The sequence below is a fragment of the Bradyrhizobium sp. genome (assembly GCF_022844465.1).
Classification (GTDB): domain Bacteria; phylum Pseudomonadota; class Alphaproteobacteria; order Rhizobiales; family Xanthobacteraceae; genus Bradyrhizobium.
The window spans coordinates 68,248-81,175 of sequence record NZ_JALHLP010000013.1; the positions used below are offsets into that span (position 1 = coordinate 68,248).

8 protein-coding genes and 1 pseudogene are annotated in these 12,928 nt (G+C 64.6%); 5 read left to right on the plus strand and 4 right to left on the minus strand.

Annotated features, from left to right (window positions below; genetic code table 11):
- Nucleotides 1–10 precede the first annotated feature (10 nt).
- The 3 genes and pseudogenes from Q0D31_RS18110 (at nucleotide 11) to Q0D31_RS18120 (ending at nucleotide 2,822) form a co-directional block, all read left to right on the plus strand.
- Nucleotides 11–1,177, plus strand: a complete 1,167-nt coding sequence (locus Q0D31_RS18110) for an acyl-CoA dehydrogenase family protein (protein ID WP_291854012.1) — start codon at nucleotides 11–13, stop codon at nucleotides 1,175–1,177.
- 151 nt (nucleotides 1,178–1,328) lie between these two features.
- Nucleotides 1,329–2,466: pseudogene (locus tag Q0D31_RS18115) on the plus strand (thiolase family protein).
- A complete protein-coding gene (locus Q0D31_RS18120; RefSeq protein ID WP_291854014.1) occupies nucleotides 2,463–2,822 on the plus strand; it encodes an OB-fold domain-containing protein in 360 nt (119 codons plus the stop codon). Before Q0D31_RS18115 ends, Q0D31_RS18120 begins: the two are co-directional and overlap by 4 nt.
- Before the next feature lie 406 nt (nucleotides 2,823–3,228).
- Here the strand turns inward: Q0D31_RS18120 and Q0D31_RS18125 are convergent, their stop codons facing one another.
- A complete protein-coding gene (locus tag Q0D31_RS18125) occupies nucleotides 3,229–4,962 on the minus strand; it encodes a DUF255 domain-containing protein (protein WP_291854016.1) in 1,734 nt (577 codons plus the stop codon).
- Nucleotides 4,963–5,144: 182 nt separating this feature from the next.
- Here Q0D31_RS18125 and Q0D31_RS18130 point away from each other — a divergent pair, with 182 nt between their 5' ends.
- Complete coding sequence (locus Q0D31_RS18130; protein WP_291854018.1) at nucleotides 5,145–5,672, plus strand: carboxymuconolactone decarboxylase family protein; 528 nt, start codon at nucleotides 5,145–5,147, stop codon at nucleotides 5,670–5,672.
- Between the two features lie 22 nt (nucleotides 5,673–5,694).
- On the opposite strand, the gene Q0D31_RS18135 is transcribed toward Q0D31_RS18130, so the two are convergent.
- Nucleotides 5,695–6,951: an Hsp70 family protein gene (locus Q0D31_RS18135; RefSeq protein WP_291854020.1), complete on the minus strand. Its 1,257-nt coding sequence runs from the start codon at nucleotides 6,949–6,951 to the stop codon at nucleotides 5,695–5,697.
- A gap of 230 nt (nucleotides 6,952–7,181) precedes the next feature.
- On the opposite strand from Q0D31_RS18135, the gene Q0D31_RS18140 reads away from it, so the two are divergent.
- The gene (locus Q0D31_RS18140) at nucleotides 7,182–9,521 is read left to right on the plus strand and encodes a Tex family protein (RefSeq protein ID WP_291854022.1); all 2,340 of its coding nucleotides are present in this window, start codon (nucleotides 7,182–7,184) and stop codon (nucleotides 9,519–9,521) included.
- A gap of 39 nt (nucleotides 9,522–9,560) precedes the next feature.
- Here the strand turns inward: Q0D31_RS18140 and Q0D31_RS18145 are convergent, their stop codons facing one another.
- Complete coding sequence (locus Q0D31_RS18145) at nucleotides 9,561–11,633, minus strand: TRAP transporter permease (RefSeq protein ID WP_291854024.1); 2,073 nt, start codon at nucleotides 11,631–11,633, stop codon at nucleotides 9,561–9,563.
- A gap of 65 nt (nucleotides 11,634–11,698) precedes the next feature.
- Nucleotides 11,699–12,865 carry a TAXI family TRAP transporter solute-binding subunit gene (locus tag Q0D31_RS18150; protein WP_291854027.1) on the minus strand — a complete coding sequence of 389 codons (1,167 nt, stop codon included), beginning with the start codon at nucleotides 12,863–12,865 and terminating at the stop codon, nucleotides 11,699–11,701.
- Nucleotides 12,866–12,928: the final 63 nt, after the last annotated feature.

Genomic DNA, 12,928 nt, shown 5'->3' on the forward strand with positions numbered 1-12,928 from the left:
GACCGGACATATGGATTTTGCGCTGTCGGCCAACCAGGAATCGATCCGCGACGCGATCGAAAAGATCTGCGCGCGCTTCGATGATGCCTACTGGCTGAAAAAGGACAGGGAGGGCGGCTACCCCGCCGACTTCCACCGCGCGCTGGCGGATGCCGGCTGGCTCGGCATCTGTATCCCCGAGCAATATGGCGGGTCGGGGCTGGGCATCACCGATGCGGCGATCATGATGCGAACCATCGCCGAATCCGGCGCCGGCATGTCCGGCGCCTCCGCCGTCCACATGAACGTGTTCGGGCTCAATCCGGTGGTGGTGTTCGGCACCACGGAACAGTGCACGCGGATGCTGCCGCCGATCATCGATGGCCGGGACAAGTCCTGTTTTGCGGTGACCGAACCCAATACCGGGCTCAACACCACGCAACTGAAAACCCGCGCGGTGCGCAAGGGTGACAAGTATCTCGTCAACGGCCAGAAGGTCTGGATTTCCACCGCGCAGGTCGCCAACAAGATCCTGCTGCTGGCGCGCACCACGGCGTTGGAAGAGGTGAAGAAGCCGACGCAGGGCCTCAGCCTGTTCTATACCGACTTCGACAAGAAGCGCGTCGCCGTCCACGAAATCGAGAAGATGGGCCGCAAGCCCGTCGATTCCAACGAATTGTTTTTCGAGAACTTCGAAATCCCGGTGGAGGATCGCCTTGGCGAGGAGGGCCGCGGTTTCGAATACATCCTGCACGGCATGAATCCCGAGCGTATCCTGATCGCGGCCGAAGCGGTCGGTCTCGGGCAGGTCGCGCTGTCGCGGGCCTCGGCCTATGCCAAGAGCCGGATCGTGTTCAACCGCCCGATCGGCATGAACCAGGGCATCCAGCATCCGCTGGCGAAGAACTGGATGGAGCTGGAAGCCGCCTGGCTGATGGTGCTCTCGGCCGGCTGGCAGTACGACCAGGGCATGCCATGCGGGCCGGCGGCCAATGCCGCCAAATATCTCGCCGCCGAAGCCGGCTTCCATGCCTGCGAGCAGGCGGTGATGACGCATGGCGGCTTCGGCTACGCCAAGGAATATCATGTCGAGCGCTATTTGCGGGAATCCCTGATTCCCCGGATCGCGCCGATCAGCCCGCAGCTCATTCTCAGCTTCATCGCCGAGAAGGTGCTGGGGCTGCCGAAGTCGTATTGAGGTGGGCGCACGTTGTAGTTCGCAGTCATTCCGGGGCGCCGCGGAGCGGTGAACTACGATGCGCAATTGCGCACCTGAGAATCTCGAGATTCCGGGTTCGCGTCTTCGACGCGCCCCGGAATGACGGGGAGAGGAGCGGGACGGAATCACCATGAGCTTCATCACCGGTGTCGGACTGACGCCCTACGGCAAGCACGAGGGATCATCCTCGCTCGATCTCATGAGCCGGGCGGCGGAGCTGGCGATCGCCGATGCCGGGCTGAAGCGGTCCGAGATCGACGGCATTCTCTGCGGCTACTCGACGGTTTCGCCGCACATCATGCTGGCCACCGTGTTTGCCGAGCATTTCGGCGTCACGCCGTCCTACGCCCACGCCGTCCAGGTCGGCGGCGCCACCGGGCTTGCCATGACCATGCTGGCGCATCATCTGGTCGATGCCGGCGTCGCCCGGCATGTGCTTGTTGTCGGCGGCGAGAACCGTCTCACCGGGCAGAGCCGCGACGCCTCGATCCAGGCGCTGGCCCAGGTCGGCCATCCCGATTACGAAGTGACGCTGGGGCCGACCATCCCCGCCTATTACGGCCTCGTCGCTTCCCGCTACATGCATGAATACGGCGTCACCCAGCAAGACCTCGCCGAATTCGCGGGTGCTGATGCGCGCGCACGCGTTGACGCATCCGGGCGCCCAGTTCAAGGAGGCGATCACGGTGGCCGACGTGATGGCCTCGAAACCGGTGGCGATGCCGCTGAAGCTTCTGGACTGCTGCCCGGTGTCCGACGGCGGCGCGGCGTTCGTGGTCAGCCGCGAGCGCACCGGCGCCATGGGCATTCGCGTTCGTGGCTGCGCGCAGGCACATACCCACCAGCACGTCACGGCGGCCCCGGCGTTGAGCGAACTTGGCGCCGAGATTGCGATTGCCAGGGCGAAGGCGGCGTCCGGCGTTGCGATATCCGATGTGCGCTATGCCGCGGTCTATGACAGCTTCACCATTACGCTGGCGATGCTGCTGGAAGACCTTGGCCTTGCCGGGCGCGGGGAAGCCGCAGCGCGGGTGCGGGCGGGATATTTCGGCCGCGCCGGCGCCATGCCGCTCAACACCCATGGCGGGCTCCTCAGCTATGGCCATTGCGGCGTCGGCGGCGCGATGGCGCATCTGGTCGAGACGCATTTGCAGATGACCGGACGTGCCGGTCCCCGGCAGGTCCGCGACGCTTCGCTCGCGCTTCTGCATGGCGACGGCGGCGTGCTGTCGTCGCATGTCAGCATGTTCCTGGAGCGGGTGCGATGAGCGGAAAACTTGCGGACTGGACCAGCGGCGCGGAAGCCATCCTCTATCAATCCTGCGGCGCCTGCGGCAGGGCCCAGTATTTCCGCCGCAGCTTCTGCGCCGCCTGTGGCGCGCCTGATGTGGTGGAGAAAAGCGCGAGTGGAACAGGGACGGTTTACGCGACGTCGCTGGTCTGCCGCGCCGCGACGCCTGAGACGCGCGCGCACATTCCCTACAACATCTTGTTGGTCGATACGCGCGAGGGCTTTCGCATGATGGCCCATGGCGACAACGACCTCGCGATCGGCGACCAGGTCGTCGCCGGCTATCGGTCGTTCGCGGGAAGGCTCGTCCCGTATTTCGAGAAGCGAAAGTGAACCGCGTTGAATGCTGACGCAGCGAAGCAGATTCAGACCTACGCGGAACAGGAAGGGCCTGAATTGCTTCGCCGCGTCAACATTCAACGCCAGTAGAACACGACGCTGGCGATGACGATCATGGCCGTAACTGCCATGGTCTGCGCAAGCGCCTCCGAGGCCGCCCTTCTGGTGGCTTCCTTCATGTCTAACTCCCTAGACCCGGGCATGAATCATCATTGCCCGCGAAGGCCTGATGGATCGGTTGGTGTGAACTCGGAACTACCCCGCGACGAGTATTCGCTCTTGTTTGAGTCCCCACTCAGCGAACATCGACCGTCTCAAAATCGACCAGCAATACGGCGGCAATTTGGCCCGCCCGCAGCCGGTTTGTGCGCGGGTCATGACGTTTTTTCAGCGTAATGGCCTAAGGCTTGCGGGCGCGCTTGAGGCTGTCGAGCTGCGCCGGGATCTCGGCCGGGTCGGTGACGGGGAAGGAGCAGAACGTCGAGGTGCAGGCGAAAGCCGCGGGTCCGTCGGGAAAACCCGGATAGTCGACGTCGGCATTGGCGAGGTTTCCTTCGCGCTTGTCCCACCATTCCGCGCGCTTGTTGACAAGTGGGTAGGCCAGCGCCGCCCGATAGAGCGCCGCCGAACGCGGATCATCCTTGGCGCCAACGATGGTGACATGCACAGGCTCGTTGCGCAGCTCGTCCTCGGCGAGCAGCACATCCGGCAGGAAGCCGTAGGCGTCGAGGATCGGCGGCGAGGTCAAATAGCCCATGCCAGCCTCGGCGATCTCGCGATAGCGGTTCGCGCCGGTGTAAGATGATAGCAAGTTGAACATCCGCACCGCCGTCACATTGTCCTCGCGCTGCTTGATCGGTTTGGTCAATTGGCTGGCGTCCGGGGCCGCAGAGACCACGAAGCCGCCGGTTGCGGGGTCGATGAAGCTGTTGGCGATGAAGTCAGCGGCCGCCCTCGCGTGCGCAAGCCATTCGCGCTCGCCGGTGGAGCGGTGCAGGGCCAGTAGCGCTTTCGCCATCTCGACATTGTCGGCGAGGTAGGGCCCGGCCTTGTCCTGCTCGGCATGGCGGAAGCCGCCGCCGGGCAATGCGCGGTTGGCCATGGCCCAGCGCACGCTGCCGACTGCCAGCTCGCGCGCTTCCGCGACCCCGGTCGCGTCGTAATAGGCGAGCAGCCCCGCGACCGCCTGCGCGGTCTCGCGCGCATACAGCCGCCGGTCGACGCCGGGCTCGCCCTCGCTCATGCCAAGCGATGCATAAAAGCCGCCACCGGGCGCGGCCAGGGTATCCCTGAGGAAGCCATAGATGCGATCGGCGGCTTGCCGGTAGGCGGGATCTCCAAACATGATCCAGGCCCGCGAATAGGCTGCCAGACCGGCCTCCTGCGCGAACATCGGAAACTCCCGCGCCGGCTCCGACCAGTCCGGCTTCAGATTGACCTGGTTCATGGCGCCGGTGGCCTTGTCGATCATGGTTTCCGCCATCAGCGTCAGGACCTTTCTGATCCGCGCCGCGTTGCTGGCGTCGCCCTGGCGGGCGCGCTGCAAGGCCCAGATCAGCATCGGGCCGTCGACAAATTTGGATTTGCTCCAGCCGGCGTTGCTCTCATCCCAGGCCTGGTCGATGAAGCCTAGGATTTCATTGCGCTGCGCCTCCGTCAGGCCCGTCGCCAGCGTGCGTTCGCGCTCGGCCCCGCCGGCGTCGGGATAGACCACGGGCGAAGGGTCTTCGATCGTCGCGGTCAGAATCGGGCTGAAGAACTGCGGCGAATAGAAGCCGCGCAGTTTCACGAGCTCGGCGCCGTCGGGACCGAAAATGATGGTGGCAGGCCAGCCCCAGCGCTCGTAGCGTTGCGAGATATCCGGCCGGCTGTCCTGATCGACATAGACGGGGATGAACTTGTCTTTCAGGATTCCGCGCACCTCCGGGTTGGCCCAGGTCTCGCGGTTCATGACGTGGCACCAGCGGCACCACCAGGACTGCAGCGACACGATCACGAACTTCTGCTCGCGCGCGGCCCTGGCAAAGGTCGCCTCGCTCCATTCACTCCAGAAGCCGTCGGCATTGTCGACCGGCGCGGCCCGGGCGGCTCCCGCCAGCGTGAGCGCAAGGACGGTTGCGAGAATGCGTATCATGGCGTTTCCCGGAAGGGCGCGTGGCGCGGGATAGTGGCAGATCCTGCTATCGGCGGAAACACACGGGCCTGTGAGTTATTCCGGCCGCAATCCGCTGCAACACAATGGTTGATCCACCCCCAGCCGCAGGGCATGATCCGGCCTTCAAATCAGAAAAACCAAAAGCAACCCCGAGGTAACGAATGGCCCGCATTGAGTACAGCGATCCCGCCAAGGCCAGCGAACGTACCCGCGAAATCCTCGGCAAGAACCGCAACGCCAATATCTTCCGCATGATGGCGCACTCGCCGAGCTATTTCGAGCAGTACTGCCGGCTGGGCGGGGCCATCAGGCACAAGGGCGAACTCGACCCGATCGTGCGCGAGCTTGCCATCACGCGTACCGGCATCCTGTGCGAGGCGCCCTATGAAATCGTCGCCCACAAGCGGATCGGCAAGAACGTCGGCGTCACCGACGAACAGAACGAGGCGCTTGAAAACTGGCAGGCGGCGACCTGCTTCAACGAGGTGCAGCGCGCCGCGCTCGCCTTCACCGACGAGATCGTCAAGCGTCACAAGCCGACCGACGCAACGTTCAACGCGATCGCCGCCAAACTGACCCCGGCCGCATTGGTCGAACTGCAGCTCTCGGTCGGCTTCTACATCATGACCTCGAAGTTCCTCGAAACCTTCGCCATCGACCTGCAGCCGGTGAGTGAAGTGGTGGCCTGACTAGTTTCGCGAACGATGGATGTCACGCCCGTGGCCCGTACCTTTGTAGTGCCTCCAGCGTCAGCCCCTTGCCGACCGCGCCGAAGATGTCGCCTTCGACGATCCGGGCCGCCGGCACCGCCTTGATGATCGCCTTGCGGACATGGGCGAGCTTGACCGAGCCGCCGGTCAGGAACACCGCGTCGATAGCGCCGGCGGCAAGGCCTGCCTGACCTAGGCAGTTCTTGACGCGTGCCGCGATCCGATCGACCAACTGTCGTGTATGACTGACGAGATCGGGGCGGCCAATGGCGACGGCAAGGCCGGGGGTCACCCATTCCAGCGGGATATCCGCCCGGCGCTTCTCGGATAGCGCGATCTTGGCGTCTTCGACCTCCATCGCCAGCGTATGGCCGCGCTGTTCGTGGACCACGCGGATCAGCCGCTCGAGGAGTTCCGGCTCGCGAGCCTCCTGCCGGACCTGGCGGATATCGGCGATCACGCGCGGCTCATACATGCGGTTGATGCTCGACCAGGTCGCGAGGTCGTGGAAATAGCTCGATGGCACGTCAAGCCCGGCGCGCTTCATGGCGCCGCCGAAGCCGAACAGCGGCATCACCACGCCGAGGCTGAGCTGGCGGTCAAAATCCGTGCCGCCGATGCGCACGCCATCATTGGCGAGAATGTCGGCGGCGCGATCGGCCTTGCCGTGGCGCTTAGGCCCCAGACGCACGATTGAAAAATCGGACGTGCCGCCGCCGATATCGGCGATCAGCGCCACTTGCTCGGAGTTGATCTGCCGCTCATAGTCCAGGGCCGCGGCGATCGGTTCGAACTGAAACGTAACCTCGTCGAAACCGATTTCCCGTGCAATCATCCTCAAGGTCTGCTCCGCCTTGCGATCGGCGTCAGGCGCATTGTCGACGAAGTGGACCGGCCGGCCGTGGACGACGTCGCGCAGTTCGCGCCCCGAGGCCTGTTCGGCGCGGCGTTTGACCGCGCCGAGGTAGTAGGCGATGACATCGCGAAAACTGACCTGCATGCGTCCGAGCCGCGTGGTTTCGTCGATCAGCGAGGTTCCAAGCACCGACTTGAGGCTGCGCATCAGGCGGCCGGGCGCCCCTTCGACATAGGCTTCCACCGCCCCGCGGCCGATCAGGACGGCGCCGTCCGTCTCGTAAAATATCGCACTGGGTATGGCGGTCTCTCCGGCCTCCAGCGCCACCAGAACCGGCGTCTCGCCTTCGATCATGCCAAGCGTCGTGTTCGACGTTCCGAAATCAAGGCCACAACTGGACATGGATGCTCCCAAGGGGGAGCGTTCGTTTACACATTACAACGCCATCGATCCACCTTTATCTCACCCGTTGATCCCAAGGGGTTGCGCGCACATGTTGATTTTCCCGGTCAGGGCCATCCACAGATCAATTTGTTTCCCGCGATGCCTTGATGAAGCAATCTGCGATGGTCCATAAGCGGCCTCCGGCAGCGGAGGATTCACCTGCCGCCGTGGTCGTGGAAAGATTTGGCGTGGCAAACATCAACCGACAGATCGCCGAAGAGCTTGGCGTTCGCGAGCAGCAGGTCGCGGCGACGGTGGCGCTGCTCGACGACGGCGCCACCGTTCCGTTCGTGGCGCGTTACCGCAAGGAAGTCACCGGCGGGCTGGATGATGCCCAGCTGCGCACCCTGGAAGAACGCCTGACCTACTTGCGCGAACTCGAGGAACGCCGCATCGCCATCCTCGATTCGATCCGCGAGCAGGGCAAGCTCGACGCCGCGCTGGAGGCGGCGATCATGGCGGCCGACAGCAAGGGACGGCTGGAGGATATCTATCTTCCGTTCAAGCCGAAGCGCCGGACCAAGGCCGAGATCGCCAGGGAAGCCGGGCTCGAACCCCTGTCCGAGCTGTTGCTGACGCAACCGCAGAACGATCCGAAGGTGGTGGCCGCGGGCTTTGTCGATGCCGACAAGCAGGTGGCGGACGTGGCCGCGGCGCTGGAAGGCGCACGCGCCATCCTGGTGGAGCGCTTTGGCGAGGATGCCGACCTGATCGGGCGGTTGCGCGAGCAGATGTGGTCGAGCGGCCTGATGGCGTCCACGGTGCGCAAGGGCAAGAAGCTCGCGGGTGAGAAGTTCAAGGATTATTTCGATTTCTCCCAGCCGCTGCACAAGCTGCCGTCGCACCGCATCCTCGCGATGTTCCGCGGTGAGAAGGAGGAAATCCTCGATCTGCAGATGCTGCCCGAGGCGAATGTTCCGCCGGCCGGCGAGCCCAGCACGTATGAACGACAGATCATGCAGCGCTTCGCCATTGCGGATCAGGGCCGTCCCGGCGACCGCTGGCTGGTCGAGACCGCGCGCTGGGCGTGGAAGACCAGGATTCAGGTGCATCTCAACCTCGACCTGCGGATGCGGCTGTGGACGGCGGCCGAGACCGAGGGCGTTCGCGTGTTCGCTTCGAACCTGCGCGACCTGCTTTTGGCTGCGCCGGCCGGCGCGCGCGTCACCATGGGGCTCGACCCCGGCTACCGCTCCGGGGTCAAGGTCGCGATCGTCGATGCGACCGGCAAGGTGGTGGCGACCACGGCGGTTTACCCGCACGAGCCGCAGCGGCAATGGGACGCGGCGCTGGCGACCCTGGGCAAGCTTGCAGCCGCGCACCGCGTCGACCTGATCGCGATCGGCAACGGCACCGCCTCGCGCGAGACCGACCGGCTGGCGATCGAGCTGGTCAAGCTGCTGCCCGACCTGAAAATGTCGAAGATCGTGGTGTCGGAAGCCGGTGCATCCGTGTACTCGGCCTCGGCCTTTGCCTCCGAAGAGCTGCCGGAGCTTGACGTCACCTTGCGCGGCGCGGTGTCGATCGCGCGCCGCCTGCAGGACCCGCTCGCCGAACTCGTCAAGATCGACCCGAAGGCGATCGGCGTCGGACAGTACCAGCACGACCTCGGCGAAACCAGGCTGGCGCGCTCGCTCGATGCCGTGGTCGAGGACTGCGTCAACGCCGTCGGCGTCGACGCCAACACCGCTTCAGCGCCGCTGCTGGCGCGGGTGTCGGGCATCGGGGCGGGGCTCGCGCAGAGCATCGTGCAGCATCGCGACGCCAACGGTCCGTTCAGATCGCGCAAGGCGCTCAAGGAGGTGCCGCGGCTCGGTCCCAAGGCGTTCGAGCAATGCGCGGGCTTCCTTCGCATCAACGGTGGCGAGGATCCGCTCGACGCGTCCGGCGTGCATCCTGAGGCCTATCCGGTGGTGCGCCGGATTCTTGCGGCGGCCAAGCGCGATATCAAGGCGCTGATCGGCAATGCCGAGGTCGTGCGGCAGTTGGAGCCGCAGTCCTTTGTCGATGAGACGTTCGGTCTGCCGACGGTGACCGACATCCTGCGCGAGCTGGAAAAGCCCGGCCGCGATCCGCGTCCGGCGTTCAAGGCGGCGGTGCTCAAGGAGGGGGTCGAGGAGATCAAGCACTTGAAGCGCGGCATGATCCTGGAGGGTACGGTGACCAACGTCGCGGCGTTCGGCGCCTTTGTCGATATCGGCGTGCACCAGGACGGGCTGGTGCATGTCTCGGCGATGTCCAGGACCTTCATCAAGGACCCGCGCGAGGTGGTCAAGCCGGGCGACATCGTCAAGGTCAAGGTGCTGGAGGTCGAGGTTGCCCGCAAGCGTATCTCGCTGTCTCTTCGTCTCGACGACGAAGTCGGAACCAAGGGCCCGAAGCTGGCGGAACGCAAGCCGCGCGATGCCGACAAGGTCCCGACGTCGGCGCCGCCGGGCAGGCCCGGGGAGCCGTCAGGTGACGGCGCGCTCGCCGAAGCCCTGCGCCGCGCGGCTTCGAAGAACGGACGAGGCAAGACGAGGGCTTAGGAGGGCGTTGGGGCTTTGTCGTCCACGCCAGCCGCGCCGTCACCGCGTACGCGTCTGTCCCGGTAACGGCGCCTGACGTCGGATCAACAGCAGCGCAAGCAGCACAGTCGGAATCAGGATCGCCAATCCGAGCGAGGTGATCTGCCATTGCGAGAGCGGCATGATGCCGCCGCCGGGCGTGGCAAGGACGAAGCCGCCGATCACCAGCAAGACCCGCAGCGGCCATTCCAGCGTGCCCGCGCCGCGGAGGTCGCCGACAAAGGCCTGATAGCCCTGGATGCCGCCGCAGATGAACAGCGTGCCGACGCCTGCCAGCGCCATCAGCCCGAGCCCTTCGAGATAGGGGTTATCACCCTGCATCACCAGCGTCGGGTTCAACACGAAGAAGAACGGGATGAAGTAGATGATGCTGCCGACCCACATCGACTCCCATCCCGTTTTCATCGCCGGAGAACCGGCGATGCCGGCCGCGGCAAAGGAGGCGATGGCGACCGGCGGCGTGATCGACGACAGCATGCCCCAGTAGAAGATGAACATGTGAACGGCCATCCGGTTGAGGCCGAGCTTCTCCAGCGCAGGCGCGACCAGGATGGCGAGGAAGATGTAGCAGGCTGTCGTCGTCAGCCCGAGCCCCAGAACGAGGCTGGTGAAGGCGCACATGCCGAGTAGCAGGAACGCATTGTCGCCGGCGATCCGCAACAGGTCGTTGGCGAGGCTGGACACCACGCCCGTCATCGAGAACGCGCCGATCAGGAGGCCGCAGCCGGCGAGAATGCCGACCAGTTCGACGAAGGTGCGGCCGTTGACTTCCAGGAACTTGCTGATGGTCGCAACCGTCCAGCGCGTGTCCCTGGAAAAGAGCTGGTTCAGCACCAGCAGCAGCGCGGTCGCATAGAACGGCGCGTGGCTCTCGCGTTTGAAGTACAGCAGCATCACGATCAGGAGGGCGATGACGAAAATGTAGTACCAGCCGTCCTTGATGGTATCCCAGATCTTCGGCAACTCGGCGCGCGGAATGCCCTTCAGCCCGTGGCGCGCGGCATAGGAGTCCACCTGCATGAACAGGCCGGCGTAGTACAGCGCCGCCGGAATAATCGCGGCGATCGCGACCTCGGCGTAGCTGACATTGAGGAACTGCGCGATCACGAACGCGGTAGCGCCCATCACCGGCGGCGCCAGCACAGCGCCGGTCGAAGCGCAGGCCTCGATCGCGGCGGCGTAGGAGGCGCGGAAACCGCTCTTCTTCATGACCGGAATGGTCATGGTGCCGGCGGTCAACACGTTGGAGATGATCGAGCCGGACATCATGCCGAGCAGGCCCGAGGCAAAGATGCAGACCTTCGCCGCGCCGCCGCGAAATGTGCCGCACATCGCAAAGGAGATGTTGATAAAGAACTTGCCGGCGCCGGTCATCATCAAGGCGGTGCCGAATACCAGGAAACCGATCACGGTATCGGCGAAGGCCTGGATCGGAATGCCGAGCAGGCTTTCGCCTGACAGCACGTGATAGGCGGTGGTCTGCTCCAGCGTGAGTTGCGACCCCTTGAACGGCCCGAGCCATTGCGCGCCGGCGAACAGCGGGTAGAGCGTAAAGGGAAGCACGCTCAGCAGCAGGCTCCAGCCGCCGGTTCGCCGCAGCGCCTCCATCAGTACAAACCACATCACGAGACCGGCAGCGATCACGCTCGGCGGCGCGCCGTCCGATTCCCAGCCGAACTGGGCGGCCTTGCGGACGTTGAGCATCAGCCAGATCGAGGCGACAAAGGTCGCCACGAACAGCAGCAGGTCGTACCAGGGGATGCGATCGAGTGACGCCGCTCCCGTTCCTGGAAAGATCAGGAACGTGAACGGCAGCATCAGCGCGATCAGCAGATAGAAGTATTCGGTGTTGAGCTGGGTATAGCCGAGAAAGAAGCGGAGCGAGAACTGCTGGTTGATGCACAAGAGGATCGTCGCCGCGGTTGCGACCACCAGCGTCCAGCGCCATGCCCCGCGCAGGGTGCGCACGCGCGAAACCTCGGCCTCCTGCAGGTTGCTGATGCCGGCGTGCGGATCCTCGAACTCGATCCGCCTGGCCGGCGCGGCCACGCCATCGGATGCGGAAGGTGACATCATTTTCCCCAAAGAATGGTGTTCGCCTTCAGCTCCAGGCCAAGCTCAAAGTCCGGAAGCAAGCGCTATTGATCAAAGCCGTTCGGCATGTTGGCTTTCGCCAGCGCCGCAGCGCGTGCCTTCATCCAGCCGTCGAGATAGGCCTTGTCGTCTGAAGGCGGGTTGGTCTTGCCGTAATCGGCCCAGGCGGCGGCCAGCACTTGCTGGCGCTTCAGCAACCCGTTGTTGTGGGTTTCCTGATCGGCCGTCCAGTGGCCGGCTTCCTTGAGCGCCTTCGCAGCACCCGGATGAACCGGAATCACCCAGTTCTTGGTTTGCCGATCGGCCGCCAGGCCGCTCGCGCCGGGCGCGGAGTCCTTGTAGGCGTCATAGCCCGTGATCATCGCCTTGGTGATGGAATAGACCTCGTCGGTGGGAAGTGAGGCATAGACCACAAAGATCGGGTAGGGATAGTTCCCCAATTCGATCGGCTTGTCCTTGGAAATGCCGGCGCCGCAGGTTGCCATGTGCCGGAAGAAGAACGAGCCGACCTTCTGGACGCGCTCCCAGCCGGCTTTGTCATTGTGCGGCAGCGGGGGCCAGATGATGCCGCGCGGCGATGTCTCGGCTTCCTTGGCCGGGCCGGTGATCGTGGTGGCGAAGGCCGCATCGACGTCGTTATTGACCAGTCCCTTCCACATCGCGCCATAGCTGGAGAACTCGACAACCTTGACGTCGCTTTGCTTGAGGTCGCCGAACGCCAGCACCGCGAGCGAGTTCTGGTTCAGCGCCGGCGAGCCGACGACGAAGCCAACACGCTTGCCCCTGAGTTGCTTGATCTCGGTAACCCCGGTGTCCCGTGCCACGCCGAGCGAGGCGCCATTGCAGTCGACCGACGACAGCACCAGTTGCAGGGCTTGCGGACCCCACTCCTTGACGCCGAATTCGAACACGCCTTCCTGGGCGAAATAGCTGCCGGAACCCATCGCGGACATCGACGCGCGCTTGGCGCGCAGCGGCGCCAGCCGCGCCACGTCGTTGCCCGCGGGCAGCACCCGGACGTCGGTGCCGTGCTTGTCCTTCATCATCTTGCCGACGCCGACCGTGATGTTGAAGCCAGCCGTGCCGGTATCGTAGGCGGTGATGGCCATAGAGGGTGGCAGCTTGACCTCGTCGGCCAGCGCAGGGGCGATTGCCAGCAGCGACAGGGTTGCCAGGGCAGCAGGCACGGAATCGATCAGCCGACGCATCATGTTTCCTCCAAGGGCTTCTACGGGTGTTTTTTATGGGCGGGATCATGTCATCGCGGCATGGCG

What these genes read in the sequence shown, in the direction of transcription:
- Q0D31_RS18145 (WP_291854024.1), bottom strand. Translation starts at nt 11,633, where the DNA reads ATGTCACCTTCCGCATCCGATGGCGTGGCCGCGCCGGCCAGGCGGATC.
- Q0D31_RS18135 (WP_291854020.1), bottom strand. Translation starts at nt 6,951, where the DNA reads ATGTCCAGTTGTGGCCTTGATTTCGGAACGTCGAACACGACGCTTGGC.
- Q0D31_RS18130 (WP_291854018.1), top strand. Translation starts at nt 5,145, where the DNA reads ATGGCCCGCATTGAGTACAGCGATCCCGCCAAGGCCAGCGAACGTACC.
- Q0D31_RS18120 (WP_291854014.1), top strand. Translation starts at nt 2,463, where the DNA reads ATGAGCGGAAAACTTGCGGACTGGACCAGCGGCGCGGAAGCCATCCTC.
- Q0D31_RS18110 (WP_291854012.1), top strand. Translation starts at nt 11, where the DNA reads ATGGATTTTGCGCTGTCGGCCAACCAGGAATCGATCCGCGACGCGATC.
- Q0D31_RS18125 (WP_291854016.1), bottom strand. Translation starts at nt 4,962, where the DNA reads ATGATACGCATTCTCGCAACCGTCCTTGCGCTCACGCTGGCGGGAGCC.
- Q0D31_RS18150 (WP_291854027.1), bottom strand. Translation starts at nt 12,865, where the DNA reads ATGATGCGTCGGCTGATCGATTCCGTGCCTGCTGCCCTGGCAACCCTG.